The following is a 16,993-nucleotide window of genomic DNA, read 5'->3' on the forward strand; positions in this document are numbered from 1 at the left end:
TACAGATGTTAGATCGTTATAAGCTGGTTATATTTGACTTAGATGGTACTTTATATGAGGGAACCGATCATTTTGATTATTATGCTGAAAAGTTAAAAGAAAACGTAGCTGCTTCGCAAAAAGACATGTTTTCTTTAGATTATGAGGCGATGAAGTCAGGGCGGCATATCGTCCAAATTGGAAAGGTGTACGATGTAAATCGTGATCTCGTTTTGACAATGGATCCAATGACGTTGCGCGTGACCGAGGCACATACGTGGGAAGGGGCGTCTTTATCAGAAATACAGACGCACGAATTGTATCCACAGGTACTCTCATTTGATTTTGAGAACATGATTGCCATTGGGGATGGTTGGTGGTATCCGTTTGTTTGTGCGAAACATCACGGTGTGGTTGATTGTTATGACAGTTATGTCGCGACAAAAGAATATATGGTATCCGACGATTTTTCGCTTATACCACTTGCGAGACTTGTTGAAAATATTCGGATATTGAACGGGAAAACTCAAACAGTCGTTGTCACAAACAGCGATGCCGATGATGTTGCCCGATTGTTTCGGGAGCTAGGCTTAACAGGGGCATTTGAACATGTCGTGACATCTGCAAAAAAACCAGCGCAAACGACAACATTATTTAAACAATTGCTCCAACAGTATGATGTACAGCCAGAGGAGGCAGTGAGTATCGGTGATAATTTCATTAATGAGGTTGCACCAGCAGTGCTGCTTGGTATGGATGCGGTATATATTCATCCGCAACGACCTGTCGTTGATCATAAAAAAGTGCGTGTTGTGACAAGTGTTGTGGATCTTTTTTAGTTAGTGTAGTGGGTGTGGTGAAATGAACCGCACCCTATTTTTTGTACTAAAAATGAATGAAGGCGCAATAAAGAGGATGGAGCTATAAAAAGGGGAGAAAAGGATGTCAGTTAACATATTGGCGAAATAGTCGAATAGGTGCGGTGACAAGGCAATATATGAAAGAAAGTTCGTTTTAAACAGCATTTTATTTATGCTATGATAAAAAGAGCAAGGGTGAGTAAAAGGCGGTGAATGCTGTTCTTTATGCTGCATCGATGATGGTAAAGGAGGCTTTTTAATGAAAAAGGTTAGAATATTCGGTTTTTTATTGTTGTCTATATCAATGTTGGCAGCATGTGGAGATGAGAAAACAGGGGGCGATGCGAAACTCATTCGTGTTGGTGTTGCGAACGAAGCACCATATGGTTACATGGATATGGAGAAGGATGAGGTGACAGGGGCAAACCCAGAAATTGCTCGTGCTGTGTTTCAGTCAATGGGCTATGAAGACATCCAAGGAGAAGTGGCTGATTTTGGCTCATTAATTCAAGGCGTTAATGCTGGGAATTTTGATGTTGTGACTGCGGGAATGGACATACGAAAAGAGCGATGCGAAAACGGTAATTTTGCTGATATTGAAATTCAGTACGGTGAGGGCATGGCTGTCGCAGCAGGTAATCCGTTAAATTTAAGGAGTTATGAAGATATTGCCAAAAACCGTGATGTCAAAGTTGCGGTCATGGCGGGCGCAAATCAAATTGATATGCTAAAAAGTCTAGGCGTGGACGATTCTCAGCTTGTCATTGCAGATGATATCCCTGCAAACATTGCTGCCCTAGAATCAGGGAAGGCTGACGCGATGGTTGCGACAGACGCAACAGTGAATGCCGCAGTTCAAAATGCACATACAGACAAAATCATATTTGTGGACGATTTCACTCAACCGATCATTGAAGGGGTCCCACAAGTTGCTTATGGTGCGGCTGTGTTTCCGCTAACAGAGGAAGGTGAGCAATTGCGTGATGAGTATAATGAAGCACTGGCCAAGCTGATTGAATCAGGGGAATTGCTCGAAATTATTGAGGCGTTTGGCTTCACAGAAGCGAATTTGCCACCGACAGATATTACAACCGAGCAACGTTGCAATATGTAATGGAGTGGATGAAAGGAGGCATTCCAATTGATGCCTCCTTTACTTTTGGAGAGGAGTAAAAAAGATGTTTACGAATGTCAGCACGTTTTTACCGTATATGATGACTGGTCTCATTGTCACGGTACAAGTCTTTTTAGTGAGTGTACTCATTGCGTATAGCATCGCTTTCATTGCAGGTATGGGACGAGCGAGTCACCATGTTGCAATCAGGGGGGTGTCGACTGTATTTGTAGAATTGTTTCGCGGTACTTCGTTGCTTGTGCAAATGTTTTTCTTTGCTTATGCATTGCCGCTCATTGTGCCAAATTTTGCGATGTCAACATTCATGGCTGGTGCACTTGCAATCGGTTTAAATTACGGAGCATACGCATCGGAAATTGTAAGGAGTGCGATACAGTCGGTCGGGCATGGTCAGACGGAGGCGGCGATCTCATTAAATATGTCAAAGTGGCAGCGGATGAGGTTTGTTATTTTACCTCAAGCAATTCGTTTGATGTTACCTGGTTTTGGAAACAATGCCATAGAATTATTGAAAGGGACGTCACTTGTATATTTTATTTCATTAGCAGATATGACATTTCGCGCGAATGTATTACGAGGAAGTTATACGTCGCTTTCCAATCAAATAGAAATTTACTTTTATTTATTGCTCATGTATTTTGTACTTGCATTGCCGCTCATATTCTTGGCGCGTAAGTTTGAAAAACGAGCAGGTAAGGGGGTGCGCACATCATGAATCAAGCATGGGATTGGGATTTTGCAGTTGAAATCTTTCCTGAAATTGCGCGGGCGATGGGCGTCACGGTCGGTGTAGCGGTAGCCGCGTATGTCATTGCTTTACTCGTTGGGTTGCTTCTTGCGTTGTTGCGTCGTTCACGATTCAAGCTGTTGGCGCTTATTACCGCCGGTTTTGTTGAATTTGTTCGCGCGACCCCCCCGCTCGTACAGTTGTTTTTTGTTTTTTATGCAACGCCGTTAGACGGGTTACAGACAGGCATCGTCGTATTAGGGATTCATTACAGCACGTATATGTCTGAGATTTATCGTGCGGGTATCGAAGGGGTACCAAAAAGCCAATGGGAAGCAAGTAAGGCGCTGAATTTTTCTCGGGCTCAAACGTGGCGTAAAGTCATTTTGCCACAAGCGGTCCCACCTGTAGTGCCAATGCTTGGGAATTATTTAATTGTTCTTTTTAAAGAAACACCGCTATTGTCTGCCTTGTTTGTTGTTGAGATGATGCAAGTGGCGCAATCGATCGGGACGAGTACATTTCGTTATGTTGAGCCAATTACAATTGTCGGCTTTTTATTCCTTATATTAAGTTATCCGGCGGCTTTATTTATACAGTATTTAGAACATAAAGTTGCTTCGTTGCACGGAAATGGTCGTAATGGGAAGGAAGTGAGTATGTGAAAACACAAACACTTGTACGTTATGAAAACGTTAAAAAAACGTTTGGTGAAGTGACGGTATTAAATGACTTAAATTTAGAGGTAAAAAGAGGAGAGAAGGTTGCACTAATCGGTCCGTCAGGTTCAGGAAAGACAACGATTATTCGCATGCTCATGACATTGGAGCGACCGACAGAAGGCATCATTGAGATTGACGGTGAAATGCTATGGCATAAAGAGGTCAATGGTAAATTAGTTTCTGCCAATGAAAAACATTTGCGGGCGATGAGGGGAAAAGTGGGAATGGTGTTTCAACAATACAATTTATTTCCACATATGACGATTATGAAAAATTGCACGACTGCTCCGATCCATGTGCTGGGAATACGTAAAGAAGAAGCAGAAGCGCGTGCATTGGAGATGCTTGAAAAAGTGGGTTTGTCAGATAAAGTAGATATGTATCCCGCGCAGCTTTCTGGTGGACAACAACAAAGGGTTGCAATTGCACGGTCACTCGTGATGCAACCACAAGTGCTGTTGTTTGATGAGGTGACAGCTGCGTTGGATCCGGAGCTTGTTGGTGAAGTGCTCGAAGTGATTCGTGATATTGCAGCAGAAGGAAACACAACAATGATGTTAGTCACCCATGAAATGGATTTTGCCGCTGATGTTGCAGACCAAGTGCTTTTTTTAGATAACGGTCAAATCGCAGAACAAGGGCCGCCAGAAAAGGTCATTCATGCACCCAAGACAGAAAGGTTACAAGCTTTTTTAAGTCGGTTTCATGCGTAAAGCTTACGGTATGTTCTCTTAGTGAGGGCATACCGTTTTTATGATGCTGATAGCGCTGTTTTACTATTGATCACCGCAGTTGTTTAAATTTTTAAACAAAATCCTTCCTAAAAAGATTTTAAGATGATATTGGAGAGAGTGGGTTCATAAGATGTATGAGAGGGGGGAGACAATTTGAATCGCGAGCGATACATGAAGCTGTTCTTTTTAATGCTTTTCATGGCGAGTGTTGTGTTAGCACCGTTTTCCCAAGCAAGTGCACAGGAAAGACTGATGTACGATGATGTAGAGGAAGCGTTGTGGCCATATATGACGGTGACAGATGATGGCGTCTTCTTTGATAAAGACAAGGCCATTGCAGATGGGATGTCAGAAGAACAATTGCTTATTGGGGAAACAGTGAATCGCTTAAATGATGCATATGGGCAAGGTGAAATGTCTCTCCAACTATCTATACCCATTTGGGGAAATTGGTGTGGACCAGGTCATGGTGGTGGGTTTCCACAAGATTTACTAGACCAAGGTTGTATGCAGCACGATGGATGTTATGCCGAGAAAGGATATTTTTCTTGTGAATGTGATGAGGCACTGATTGCACATATTGACCGTCATTTTAGCGAAATGAAGTTTTTTGAGAAGCTTGTGGCATTAGGGGTAAAATTTTTCTTTACAGTCATGATATGTCGTTGATATAGAAAGGATTTGAAGCAGATGGGGTAAAAAATGTCGCACTTACTTGTGCAATCATATCTATGTTTCTTTGGTTACCGAATATCGTTTTTCAATTATCGACGCCTTATTGGTTACTCACACTTGTTGTCTCTCCTGTAGGAATGTTTTGTGCGGTTCTTGCGGAAAAGAAAAGTTTAATTGTATTAAACTTGGTGATGTTTTTTAGTTTCTTTCTTGTCATGCTGCTTGGTTACGTCATAAATGGTGTGCTGGAATAGGAAGGGGGTATGTGAGCCCTCCTTCCTATGTTTGATTGTTGAAAAAGACGAGCTCTTATACGATTAGTAAAAGATAAAAATAGACATTTGTCAAACGTTTTTTCTTTTCATCGCGTAGGAAAATGTGCTATGGTGATGAGAGAAAACGCTTGCTTTCGAGCAAGAAGAATGATAAGTAGAGGGGATGAAAAAGTGAAGAGGAACGAGAAATGGCTAAAAGCGTGTGTGCTCACAGCTGGTTTACTATGGCTCTCTGCGTGTGGAACCGAAACGCCGGAAGATGCAGTCTCCAAATACATAGAGGACTGGCATGCAGAAGCATATGATAAAATGTATGCGCGTTTGACAAAAGAAGCACAAGCAAACATTAGTGAAGAAGCATTTGTGAAAAGACATGAAAACATTTATGCACTTATATCAGAATTACAAGTGAAGCCGACATTTCCGGAATCGTTTTCAGGTGAAGAGACAGATGAAATTAAGGTAGACGTGTCTATGGATACGATTGCAGAACCGGTTTCGTTTACGGAGGCATTAGAAGTTGTATTGGAAGAAAGTGATGAGGGAAAAGAATGGAAAATTGCATGGAAACCACAGCTCATATTCCCAGAGCTTGAGGGAGATGATGAAGTTTCTTTTGACCGATTTGAAGCGACACGTGGTGAGTTGTACGCAGCAGATGGAGAAGTGTTGGCTGGGAACGGGGAAGTGGTGGAGATTGGTTTTAAAGCTGGCAATGTAGAAGAAGGGAGTGTTGAAAGTGTGGCTGAGGCATTCCCGTTGGACGTAGCGTATATTCAGTCTCAGCTTGAACAAGGTTGGGTAAAGCCCGATTCCTATGTACCATTGATGAGATTACCAGCGTCAGAGGAAGAGTATGCATTAAAGATGGCCAATGAGATACCTGGATTAATGAGGGGAATGAAGTCAGATCGCGTCTACCCCCTCGGTGAAGCGGCAGCGCATTTAACAGGATACATTGCCCAAGTCACAGCCGAAGATTTAGAAGACCGTGCAGGAGAGGGATATCATCAGCAATCAAAAATTGGTAAGACAGGATTAGAGGCCGTGTTTGAGTCGCGTTTACGCGGAGAAGATGGGGTGGAGATTTATACAAAAGATGCCACAGGGGAGAAAAAACACACGATTAGCGAGAAAGAGATGGCCCCCGGAGAGGACATCCACTTAACGATTGATCCGAAAGTACAACAAACAGTGTATGAGCAGTTGAAAGAGGAGGCCGGTGTCGGTGTTGTGTTACATCCAACGACGGGTGAAACGTTGGCGCTCGTCAGTGCCCCGACGTACGATCCGAATAAGTTGGCGCTTGGCTGGCCAGGAGCATACGCAGAAGCCGCGAGTGAAGAGAATAACAGTCCAATGTTGAATCGATTTACGGCGAGTTACTCTCCTGGTTCGACATTTAAGCCGTTTACTGCTGCGTTAGGGTTGAAAGAAGGGACATTAGATCCACAGGCGGCAATGACTGTGTCTGGTAGGGAGTGGCAGCCTGAAGGATCAGACTGGGGTACGCATAAAGTGAAGCGTGTGTCTGATTATGGGGAACCAGTTGACTTAAATCGAGCGCTTGTTTACTCAGACAACATTTATTTTGCCCAGCATGCACTTGAATTGGGGGGAGAGAAGATGATGTCATTTGCTGAGGAGCTAGGTTTTGGTGAGCCCTTCCCTTATTCATATGGTCTTAAGCCGTCGAGTTTTACGAATGAAGATGGCTTTGACAACGACATTCAGTTAGCGGATACAGGCTATGGTCAAGGACAAGTGTTAATGAACCCCGTTCATTTAACAGCATTGTATACAGCTTTTGTGAATGATGGAAAAGTCATTCAACCCGTATTGGATCAGAAAGAAGAGAAGTCTAAAGTATGGAAAGAAGTGTTTACGCCTGAAATTACGCAACAAATTGATCAAGCGTTAGTAGAGGTTGTTACCGACAAGCGTGGGACAGCGCATGGGATGCAAGTGGACGGAAAGTCTCTTGCCGCAAAAACGGGAACGGCACAAGTGACTGGAGATCAAGGTGAGCAAGATGAAGATTTACTCGGCTGGATTGTGGCTTATGATCGAGAGCCGGGGCAACTTGTTGTTGCACTCATGCAAGAAGGCGCGTCTGGTGGTGATTTAATTAACAAAATGAACGCAGTTTTTACAAACGCACAATAATATAGTACGAAAAAACCAACCTAAACAGTATGAACTGTCGGTTGGTTTTTTAATATGTTGATGATCAACAAGATGGTTTATAGCCGCCTTGCCCACCGTAACCACCATAGCCACCAAAGCCGCCAAAGAGACAGAGTAAGATAAATACAACGACGATAATACCAATGATCCAGCCAAATCCACCGCCACAGCCAACACCACCATACGATCCACATGGTGGTGGGCAGCATCCTTGCCCGTAACCTCCGCCGTAATAGCTCATAAAAGCACCACCTTTCCGGTTTACTACAACATATGGATTTGCCCTATAAAAGGTGATGGAAGCGCAAAATTTGGGCAAATGTCTATACAAGGAAAGAGGGTTAAAATGCGAGCCGGAAGTGGAATGACATCGGTTGTTTCACGTCTTTATGATCAAGTGTATGCTCATCTGTATAAGGTGAAAACGTATCAACCGTAACTGTTTGCAAATTTGGATTAAAAGAGAGTAAGCGAATAAAGCCATTACCACCCTTTTTAAAGCGTTGATAGTCAGTTAATAATTGCACGACTGTGCGATCTGTTTTGCCGTCACCGTCATCGTCAATGCGATCGAACTTTTGGGCGGTACCTGAATAGTGTCCACTTAAGACAAGCTGGACATTAGGAGAAGGAAGAATGAGTGTTTGGAACAGCTTTTCTCCATCACCAGACCGGCTACCGTCCAATTTTAAATAACGGTGGGTTGCAATGATGACAGTGTGTTTTGGATGCTCGTCTATTACAGTTTTCGCCCAGCTGAGCACGTCATCGTTTAAACCATACCCAATGTGTAACATAAGGAACTGATGGGAGGAAACCTTAATCTCATCATAATGTGCCCGATTATTTTCATATGTTCCTTTGTGATACGAGAGGTTTTTAAAGCGTTTTTCACCGAAGTAGTGACTGAAATGTTTATAATTTAATTCATCATGAGCGACGTCATGGTTGCCGGCGAGCACACCGTAGGGAACAAGCGCAGTATCTAACGTTTTCATGGCTTTATGTGCATTGATCCATTCTTTTTCCTTGTTATGATGATTGACAATGTCGCCCGTATGAAATACATAGCGAATGTTGTCTGATTGTGCCTTTTGAGCGATCCAGTCAGTGATGCGCTCGTATATGTGTGGGTATTTTTCTGAATAGTATTGTGTATCTGTCATCCATACAAAAGTAAATGGGTGGTTTTGTTGTGCAGAAACAGTGCTTATATTAAATATGAACGTGAGAATGAGTAGGAAAATAAGTTTTTTTGCGTTTTTGTATGTGTTTTTCATGGGTACCTCCTTATCGATCTTAGTGTATCCAGACGTGGACGAATCATGTTAGGATACTTAAGTGTTTTTCTTTGCCTAAAAAGGACGTTCATGCTACGATTTTGGTAAATGCCGTCGAGAAAGGGTGGATTCATGTGCAGAGTAGCGAAAAAGTTGCGCAGATGATTGAAAATGTAGAACGTGTCATGATAGGGAAAACAACTGAGATCCGCCTTGTTTTTGTGGCACTATTGGCCGGTGGACATGTGTTACTAGAAGATGTTCCAGGTGTTGGAAAGACAATGTTTGTAAAAGCTGTGGCTCGAACAATCGGGGGTTCGTTTAAACGGATTCAATTTACACCAGATTTATTACCATCAGATGTGACGGGTTTTTCCTTTTATAACCAACATCATGGTCAATTTGAATTTCGCCCTGGACCGATTATGGGCAATGTTGTGTTAGCTGATGAAGTCAATAGAACATCTCCTAAAACCCAGGCAGCGTTGTTAGAAGCTTTGGAAGAGGGATATGTCACTGTTGATGGCACTACACGTCAGATTGAAGCGCCTTTTTTTGTGATGGCGACACAAAATCCGATTGAGTATGCAGGCACGTTTCCACTTCCTGAGGCACAGTTGGACAGATTTTTGTTAAAAATAGCGGTTGGGTATCCAACATTTACAGAAGAGTTAGCGTTATTAGACCGCGTTATGCATGAGCATCCAATTGCAGCGTTAGAAAGTGTGATGACGCCAGAAGATATTGTTCATTTGCAACGAGCAGTGAAACATGTTTATTTAGCAGAAGAAGTAAAATCTTATTTGGTTCAAATCATTCAAGCAACACGTTTTGACCCGCATATTGAGCTGGGTGCTAGTCCACGAGCGGCGATTGCGCTCATGCGTGTGTCACAAGCGTATGCATTCTCAATGGGACGCACGTACGTAAAACCAGATGATGTGAAGGAAGTGACGCCTTATGTACTAAATCATCGCATACGTTTAAAGCAGGAGCGACGCCATAGAGAGATGCGACCAGAGACGGTCATTGAACAGTTACTAGCGCAGATTGAAGTGCCAGTCATGATAAAAGAGAAGGTTTCGTTGTGAAACGAACAAAAATGTCTGTGCAAACGAGACGGTGGTTATTTGCATGTCTCCTTTTTGCGGCGAGTTTTGTGTATGCCTTGTTTCGAGGTGGTTTTTTAAGCTGGTTTTTATTTTATGCAATCGTCAGTGTTGTCTTATTTTCTTGTATCGTTTCGTTTTTATCTTTATGGGGCATTCAAGTTGCGCGACAAATATCGACACAGGAAGTACCATGTTTCTCCCACGTCGATGTGAAAGTGATGATAAAAAAACAACGTTGGTTGCCTGCTTTTTGCTATGAGGTTGTCGATCAAGTACCAAAACGATTGCAGGCGACAAAGACGCAACGCGCATGGTTGTCTCCTTCGTTGAGAAAGCAAGTATCATTTTCTTATGTAGTTCAAGCGACTGTGCGTGGCCAACATATATTTCCTCGTGTAAATGTGACGGTCCACGACTTGTTCGGTTTACTAGCGCTTAAACGAACAATTCCAGTGACAACAGAAATGCTCGTCTATCCGGCATATTGTCAGCTAGATGATTTGGCGTATGCGGATGTAAAGGAACAAACGACGAGAAAATGGTTGCACCAACAAGAAGACTATGCATTTGCAGGTATTCGTGCATATGAACCAGGGGATCGTTTAGCTAGAGTGGACTGGAAGCGTTCTGCTGGTGTCACTGGATTGTTCACAAAAATGTTTGAAACAGAAGCACATGAACAAGCGATCGTCATAGCCTTCCCGTATGCCGGTCGTGCTAAGGATGAAGCGACCTTTGTTCGATTTGAGCAAGCGGTGTCGAGTGTGACGTCTATTGTGGCGACGTTAACCGCGGGACAAGTGACATCATCTCTATTGTTTTATGATCAAGGGTGGCAAACATTGTCGGTGTCAAAGTCGTCGTGGTCAGCAGCGTTACGCACGTTGTCCTTACTGTCTTCAACGGAAAACGAGGTAATTTCACCACAAGATATCGTATTAACACGGGAAAAAGTGGTTGTGTTTCTCGTGATACCGATTTATACGTCTGCTGTTGAGCAAGTGGTGCGGTCATTTTTGGATAGAGGACAACATGTTTATGTGACCATTGCTTCGCGCATATCTATGCATGAGCAAGAGACGCTAGAAGCGGCAGGAGCGATGTTTCTTCATGTGCCACAACAACGATATGAGCAAACAGACGGGGAGGCGTTTCGTCGTGCGTGAACGATTATGTGATGCATTGCTTTATACGGGTGGATTATTCCTTGTTTTAGAATGGATTTATCCAATCCCTTTCTTAACGCATACAGATAATATTACGATTTTCGCATGGGCATTCGTGTTGTTCTTTGTCGTTGCTTTTATGAACATAGCGCCATTCCTACGGTTTATGTTACGTGTGCTAATCATCATGGGTGCGCTGTTTCTAGGGTTTCCAACTGATGCAGGCCAGTCTTGGTTTTCTTACATGGTACAGGAATTGATTGATCAGCCATTGTCTATATTATCGTCTGGAAATTTAGCAAATGTAACGGATTTTTATAGAACTTTTTTATTTCTCATTGTGCTTTCACTTGTATCTCACGTGCTTTTTTATTGGATTGTGTACGGTCGCCGGATTTTATCTTTCGTGGTCATCACGATTGTGTTTGTCATCATTGTTGACGCCACGACGGTTTATGATGCAGGTGTAGCGGTCATGCGTATTTTCGCCATAGGTACGTTTTTATTTATGTTCATTCGTTTTACGGAGCAGTATAGACAGATGAAGCACGTCAATGAGCGGAAAGGCTTGTTTGGTGTCATGACGTTGGGGATCCTTTGTATGATGGGTGCACTTCTTACTGGATATACATTACCAAAGGCTGCGCCTGTCTTTTCTTTTGGCACAGACAACAGGCAGTCTGGGGAGGGAATGAAAAGCGAGGGGCGCACCGGTTACGGTGAGGACGATCTTCATTTAGGTGGACCGTTGATGCAAGATGAGACACACATTTTTCGGGTATGGACTTCCTCTGAGCAAGCATACTTAAAAGGTGAAACGAAGAATATGTACACAGGCACAGGGTGGGATATGATTGCGTCAGAAGAAGAGCAGGAACAAGGGCGCTTTGTGGAACTGCCTCTCTTAGAACAAAATGTGCGTACGGATATTGTGTCATTCTCGGAGGAAAAAACTGCAACGTTTTTGGGTCAAGGGCCGGATGTCGCGTTTGATCATATTTTTTATCCAGGACAATTGCAATCGTCAAGCGTTGTTGGTTGGCGTAACACAGAAGATGAAGACGTTTATAACGTTCGGATCGATCCTTTGTCGAGCAAGGTAAGATTAGAAAACGGAGAAGCACCACCCGGGTTGTATGATGTCGTGTATCGGGATGCGACATATGATTTTGCAGCGTTAAAAGAATACGACATTCAGTATGACTTTGAAGATGAAAACATATGGCTATTTACACTATTACCTGAGGAGCTACCAGATCGCATTAAGGAAAAGGCACAAGAAATTGTTGGGGAGGAAACGCATCCTTACACCCAAGCAAAAGCGATTGAAAGTTATTTAAAAGGACCCGATTTTCGTTATGAGACAGACGATGTCCCTATTCTTGAAGAAGGAAAAGATTATGTAGATCAATTTTTATTTGATACACAGCGGGGATATTGCGAGCAATTTTCGACAGCGATGGCGGTGATGTTACGTACACTCGATGTACCGACGCGGTGGGTGAAGGGTTTTGCTGGAGGAGAGAAGGCGCAGCTTCCAGAGGAAGACATGTTGCAGATGGGACGCGAGGGTTACTTAATTAAAAACCGTCACGCTCATACGTGGGTAGAAGTGTATTTCCCAGAAGTTGGTTGGATTCCTTTTGAGCCGACACCGGGTTTTGCCGGTTTCTCGCACATTGCGCAGTCAGACTCAGATGATGACGCAGAAAAAACACCTGATACACCTGATGGACAAGATGAACAGGCAGCAAGTGAACAACTGGAGGATGCAGGCAAAGATCCCGTGACGAAAGAAGGTAAGAAGTCATTATCTATTGATCTTACGTTGTTGTTAGCGTTGTTTGTTGTGTTCATGTCAATTGTTGTGTTGGTTGTGAACACTTTTTATAAAACAATTGTCCGTTTTTTTGCCCAAAGACGATTTCAACAGCAAATGAGTCCAACGTCTTTTAAAGCGGCGTATATGCACTTACTCTGGGTGCTTCATGTACATGGGTATGAACGGGGAAAACCACAAACATTGACAGAGTATGCGGCAAAAATTGATGAAGCGATCGGCGGTGATCATATGCGGTCGTTGACAGCTGTGTATGAACAATATGTATATGGTGGACGTGTGCCGAACCTACAAGCACATATCTATGAAAAACATTGGAAAATGATGTTAGCAAAAATCAAACCTTGACCATGCAACGCGCTACTTGGTAAAATAGACGCTGTGAAACATGCATAGAGACGGAAGATGAGTGTCATCATGTAGGTAGATCTAGAGGGTGGTATGAGGGATCGAACAAACAGTTTTTCGGAAGTAATTACCGGAATGATACGGTTTTTGTATCCTGAAAGGGTTTGGTCGGCTACAACCTGGTGCGTATGAAACGTATCGGGATTTGTAGCCGTTTTGTTTAAATAATTTAGCGATGTAAAGGGTGGATGGTATGCAAAAGGCGAGTCATGAGACGGTGATTGTCCTTGATTTTGGCGGGCAGTATAATCAGTTAATTACGAGGCGTATCCGTGATCTTGGTGTATATAGTGAACTACACTCCCATAAGATGACGGCTGCAGAGATAAAAGAGAAGAACCCAATAGGCATTATTTTTTCAGGTGGTCCTAATAGTGCCTATGCGCCAGGTGCACCGACATGTGACCCCGCGATTTATGATTTAGGGGTGCCGATCTTAGGAATTTGTTATGGTATGCAATTGATGACGCAACATTTTGGTGGGAAAGTAGAGCAAGCTTCACAGCGTGAATATGGGAAAGCGTTGTTAGAGGTCGCTCATGAGTCTCAGTTATTCGAAGGAACCCCTGCATCACAACCGGTGTGGATGAGCCATAGTGATAAAATTGTTGTCCCACCCACTGGATTTACAGTTGATGGTACGAGTGATTCTTGTCCTGTTGCAGCGATGAGTGATACGTCGCGCAATTTGTACGGTGTGCAATTCCATCCGGAAGTAAGACACTCTCAACATGGGAATGAACTACTGAAGAATTTTGCCTTTTCAATTTGTAACGCAAAAGGTGATTGGTCCATGGAGAATTTTGTTGAGGAACAAATTTCGAAGATTCGTGAGCAAGTTGGGGACCGACAAGTATTGTGTGCTCTTAGTGGTGGCGTCGATTCTTCTGTTGTCGCTGTGCTCATTCATCGTGCCATAGGTGACCAGCTGACGTGTATGTTTATCGATCACGGTTTGCTACGCAAAGGAGAAGCTGAAAGTGTCATGAAGACTTTTAGCGAAGGGTTCAATATGAACGTTGTTAAAATCGATGCATCTGAACGTTTCCTCGGAAAATTAAAAGGTGTAACCGATCCAGAAGAAAAGCGGAAAATCATTGGGAATGAATTTATTTACGTCTTTGACGAAGAATCAGCCAAGCTTAAAGATAAAGAAATGGAGTTTCTGGCGCAAGGCACATTGTATACAGATATTATTGAGTCAGGAACAGATACAGCGGAGACCATTAAGTCACATCATAATGTTGGTGGTCTACCAGAAGACATGAAGTTTAAATTGATTGAACCGTTAAGTGCATTATTTAAAGATGAAGTGCGCGCGGTCGGAACTGAACTAGGTATTGCAGAGGAAGTGGTTTGGCGCCAACCATTCCCAGGTCCAGGTCTAGGTATTCGCGTATTAGGTGAGATCACGGATGAGAAGTTAGAAATTGTCCGTGAGTCGGACGCTATTTTACGCGAGGAAATTAAAAAAGCGGGGCTCGATCGGGATATTTGGCAATACTTCACCGCGCTACCAAACATGCGGAGTGTTGGTGTGATGGGGGATGCACGTACGTATGACTACACAGTCGGTATTCGTGCGGTCACATCGATTGATGGGATGACATCAGACTGGGCGCGTATCCCGTGGGATGTACTTGAAAAAATTTCAACGCGTATTGTGAATGAGGTTCCTCATGTGAATCGGATTGTTTATGATATTACAAGTAAGCCACCTTCTACAATTGAGTGGGAATAAGTAAGACATGAAAAACCTGGTAGCACTTTATGTGCGCACCAGGTTTTTGTTCGTCATAAATAACTTACTGCTTGTCCATGTTACTAAAGGCTGCCTGAACCGACGTAATGCTGCTGCCAATACGTGTTGTTTAAGTTCGATTGTTCTACGCCACTTGAAGCAGCATGAATAAAGCTGTTGTTACCAATGTAAATGCCAGCATGTGTAATATAGGCATCTGTTTCATATGTGTTCGTAAAGAAGACGAGATCGCCTACGTTTGGAGATGAAGTGGGGGAAGCCATATCGTATAGCCCTTGTGCACTTCGTGGTAATTGAATACCTTGTGTACCAAATACATAATGAATAAAGCCGCTGCAGTCAAAACCTGTTTGCGGTGACTGTCCGCCCCATGAATAAGGTGCGCCAAGTTGATCGAGCGCTACGTCAATGAGTGATGAATGGGTTGTATTTGATGCAGGTGCTGCTGTTTGTATCGGTTTTGCAGTCTCGTTTGTTGAAGTTGTTTGGGTCGTCGCTGTGGTTGGAGTTGCAATTCCCAGTGCTTGCATCGTTTTTGGACCAACAATCCCATCCACTTGCAATTGATTCGCTGCTTGAAAGTCTTTGACAGCGTCCTCTGTTTTAGGACCAAAAATGCCATCAACATTTGTGCCTACTTTTTCTTGTACTTGTTTTACAATATCGTTCCGGTCCCCTAGGCGAACAGTTTTTACTGTGACGGGTGTACTTGCCTCGGTTGTTGTCGTTTGTGGCGAGGTCTCATTAACTTTAGTCATGTCAACACTTGCGGACGCTTCGCCGTTTAAAGCGAACAGGGCTGTGGTTGCAAGTCCTACTGTAGCAGCTGAGCGAAGTACCCATTGTTTCCATGTGAGCGATGTTGTGCGCGTTTGGATGTTTTTCACGAAAATGCCTCCTTGAATAATCGTCCTTGTTATTAATGTAACGTATGGACATGACAAAACGTTTATTGGTCGATTACGAAGACATAACAATTCTAAAACAGTTAGATGTGCGACTCTCGTAGGGGATAGGAATACTCACATTAGATTTTTTGCAAAAAAAAAGCCGTGGACACTTGGTCCACGGGAAGTCGAACTATATTTGAAAAGGGGGTCAAATCACATGTCTCTATTATAAAATGCAGCGATTGCGAAAAGGTTACAACTTGATTAAAAGCTTATGACTATTTGGCGCTCTCCGTTTCTGGCAGATGCTCTAGGTAGTGCTGAACGTTTTGCGCAGCGAGAGAGCCATCACCTGTGGCAGTGACAATTTGCCGTAATGTTTTCTCACGAATATCACCAGCAGCATAAATGCCTGGAACGTTCGTTTCCATCTCTGCGTTGGTGACGATGTAGCCTTCATCATTTGTGATGTCCAAATTTTTTACACAATCACTTAATGGCATCATGCCAATGTAGATAAACACACCGTCAGTTTTATGCGTTTCACGTTCCCCGGTTTGTGTGTCTTTTAAAGTTAAGCTGCCGACTTTGCCGTCTTTTTCGTGAATTTCTTCGGCAACTTTGTTCCACATAAAGGAGATTTTTTCGTTTTGAAAGGCTCTATCTTGTAAAATCTTTTGTGCCCGCAGTTCATCGCGTCGATGGACGATGGTCACTTTAGAAGCAAAACGAGTCAAGTAAACGGCTTCTTCTACGGCAGAGTCACCGCCGCCAATGACGAATAGCTCCTTATCTTTAAAGAAAGCACCGTCACACACCGCACAATAAGACACGCCACGCCCGCTCAATTCTTGCTCGCCGGGAATGCCTAATTTTTTATATTGGGCACCTGTAGTTACAATGACGGCACGCGTGGTGTATGTTTTGTTCCCAGCAATGATGCGTTTTGTATTGCCATCATCAATGATTTCTTTAATATCACCATAAGCATACTCGGCGCCAAACTTCTTGGCGTGTTCAAACATTTTATTTGACAATTCCGGCCCTAAAATGTGATCGAATCCTGGATAGTTTTCAACATCTTCCGTGTTGGCCATTTGTCCACCAGGAATACCACGCTCAATCATTAATGTGCGTAAGTTTGCACGAGATGTATAGACGGCTGCTGTCATGCCGGCTGGACCAGCACCAGCGATAATGACGTCATAGATTGTCTCTTCCATGTTTCACACTCCTAAATT

The 16,993-nt window shown here is 43.2% G+C and carries 16 protein-coding genes; 12 read left to right on the top strand and 4 right to left on the bottom strand.

The window, feature by feature from the left end; genetic code table 11:
* Positions 1–5 precede the first annotated feature (5 nt).
* The 8 genes from NSQ26_RS00240 to NSQ26_RS00275 all read left to right on the top strand — a co-directional run bounded on the left by NSQ26_RS00240 (position 6) and on the right by NSQ26_RS00275 (position 7,273).
* A complete protein-coding gene (locus tag NSQ26_RS00240; RefSeq protein ID WP_499718719.1) occupies positions 6–818 on the top strand; it encodes an HAD family hydrolase in 813 nt (270 codons plus the stop codon).
* A 280-nt stretch (positions 819–1,098) separates the two neighbouring features.
* Entirely contained in the window at positions 1,099–1,953 is an 855-nt protein-coding gene (gene ehuB, locus NSQ26_RS00245; protein ID WP_499718720.1) for an ectoine/hydroxyectoine ABC transporter substrate-binding protein EhuB, read from the top strand.
* A gap of 64 nt (positions 1,954–2,017) precedes the next feature.
* A complete protein-coding gene (gene ehuC / locus NSQ26_RS00250; RefSeq protein WP_499718721.1) occupies positions 2,018–2,689 on the top strand; it encodes an ectoine/hydroxyectoine ABC transporter permease subunit EhuC in 672 nt (223 codons plus the stop codon).
* On the top strand, positions 2,686–3,366 hold the full coding sequence (gene ehuD, locus NSQ26_RS00255) for an ectoine/hydroxyectoine ABC transporter permease subunit EhuD (RefSeq protein WP_090775320.1): 681 nt from the start codon (positions 2,686–2,688) through the stop codon (positions 3,364–3,366). The genes ehuC and ehuD overlap by 4 nt, the downstream gene beginning before the upstream one ends.
* Entirely contained in the window at positions 3,363–4,136 is a 774-nt protein-coding gene (gene ehuA / locus NSQ26_RS00260) for an ectoine/hydroxyectoine ABC transporter ATP-binding protein EhuA (RefSeq protein WP_090775319.1), read from the top strand. Before ehuD ends, ehuA begins: the two co-directional genes overlap by 4 nt.
* Before the next feature lie 174 nt (positions 4,137–4,310).
* A complete protein-coding gene (locus NSQ26_RS00265; RefSeq protein ID WP_499718722.1) occupies positions 4,311–4,826 on the top strand; it encodes a phospholipase A2 family protein in 516 nt (171 codons plus the stop codon).
* A gap of 62 nt (positions 4,827–4,888) precedes the next feature.
* Positions 4,889–5,086 (top strand): hypothetical protein, encoded by a 198-nt coding sequence (locus tag NSQ26_RS00270; protein WP_090775317.1) that lies wholly within the window; start codon positions 4,889–4,891, stop codon positions 5,084–5,086.
* Between the two features lie 192 nt (positions 5,087–5,278).
* Positions 5,279–7,273, top strand: coding sequence for a penicillin-binding transpeptidase domain-containing protein (locus NSQ26_RS00275; RefSeq protein WP_499718723.1), 1,995 nt, complete (start codon positions 5,279–5,281; stop codon positions 7,271–7,273).
* Between the two features lie 64 nt (positions 7,274–7,337).
* On the opposite strand, the gene NSQ26_RS00280 is transcribed toward NSQ26_RS00275, so the two are convergent.
* The gene (locus NSQ26_RS00280) at positions 7,338–7,535 is read right to left on the bottom strand and encodes a YjcZ family sporulation protein (RefSeq protein ID WP_499718724.1); all 198 of its coding nucleotides are present in this window, start codon (positions 7,533–7,535) and stop codon (positions 7,338–7,340) included.
* A 100-nt stretch (positions 7,536–7,635) separates the two neighbouring features.
* Positions 7,636–8,574 carry a metallophosphoesterase gene (locus tag NSQ26_RS00285; RefSeq protein WP_499718725.1) on the bottom strand — a complete coding sequence of 313 codons (939 nt, stop codon included), beginning with the start codon at positions 8,572–8,574 and terminating at the stop codon, positions 7,636–7,638.
* A gap of 161 nt (positions 8,575–8,735) precedes the next feature.
* Between NSQ26_RS00285 and NSQ26_RS00290 the strand changes: the two genes are divergently transcribed.
* The 4 genes from NSQ26_RS00290 (at position 8,736) to guaA (ending at position 14,841) form a co-directional block, all read left to right on the top strand.
* Positions 8,736–9,665 carry an AAA family ATPase gene (locus tag NSQ26_RS00290; RefSeq protein WP_499720088.1) on the top strand — a complete coding sequence of 310 codons (930 nt, stop codon included), beginning with the start codon at positions 8,736–8,738 and terminating at the stop codon, positions 9,663–9,665.
* Positions 9,662–10,852, top strand: a complete 1,191-nt coding sequence (locus NSQ26_RS00295; protein WP_499718726.1) for a DUF58 domain-containing protein — start codon at positions 9,662–9,664, stop codon at positions 10,850–10,852. Before NSQ26_RS00290 ends, NSQ26_RS00295 begins: the two co-directional genes overlap by 4 nt.
* Complete coding sequence (locus NSQ26_RS00300) at positions 10,845–13,040, top strand: DUF4129 domain-containing transglutaminase family protein (protein WP_499718727.1); 2,196 nt, start codon at positions 10,845–10,847, stop codon at positions 13,038–13,040. Before NSQ26_RS00295 ends, NSQ26_RS00300 begins: the two co-directional genes overlap by 8 nt.
* A gap of 253 nt (positions 13,041–13,293) precedes the next feature.
* Complete coding sequence (guaA, locus tag NSQ26_RS00305; RefSeq protein ID WP_090775311.1) at positions 13,294–14,841, top strand: glutamine-hydrolyzing GMP synthase; 1,548 nt, start codon at positions 13,294–13,296, stop codon at positions 14,839–14,841.
* A gap of 83 nt (positions 14,842–14,924) precedes the next feature.
* On the opposite strand, the gene NSQ26_RS00310 is transcribed toward guaA, so the two are convergent.
* Complete coding sequence (locus NSQ26_RS00310; RefSeq protein WP_499718728.1) at positions 14,925–15,749, bottom strand: C40 family peptidase; 825 nt, start codon at positions 15,747–15,749, stop codon at positions 14,925–14,927.
* A gap of 281 nt (positions 15,750–16,030) precedes the next feature.
* Positions 16,031–16,975 carry a thioredoxin-disulfide reductase gene (gene trxB, locus NSQ26_RS00315; protein ID WP_499718729.1) on the bottom strand — a complete coding sequence of 315 codons (945 nt, stop codon included), beginning with the start codon at positions 16,973–16,975 and terminating at the stop codon, positions 16,031–16,033.
* Between the last annotated feature and the right edge of the window lie 18 nt (positions 16,976–16,993).

Source organism: Bacillus sp. FSL W7-1360 (genome assembly GCF_038592975.1).
GTDB lineage: Bacteria > Bacillota > Bacilli > Bacillales > Bacillaceae_D > Shouchella > Shouchella lonarensis.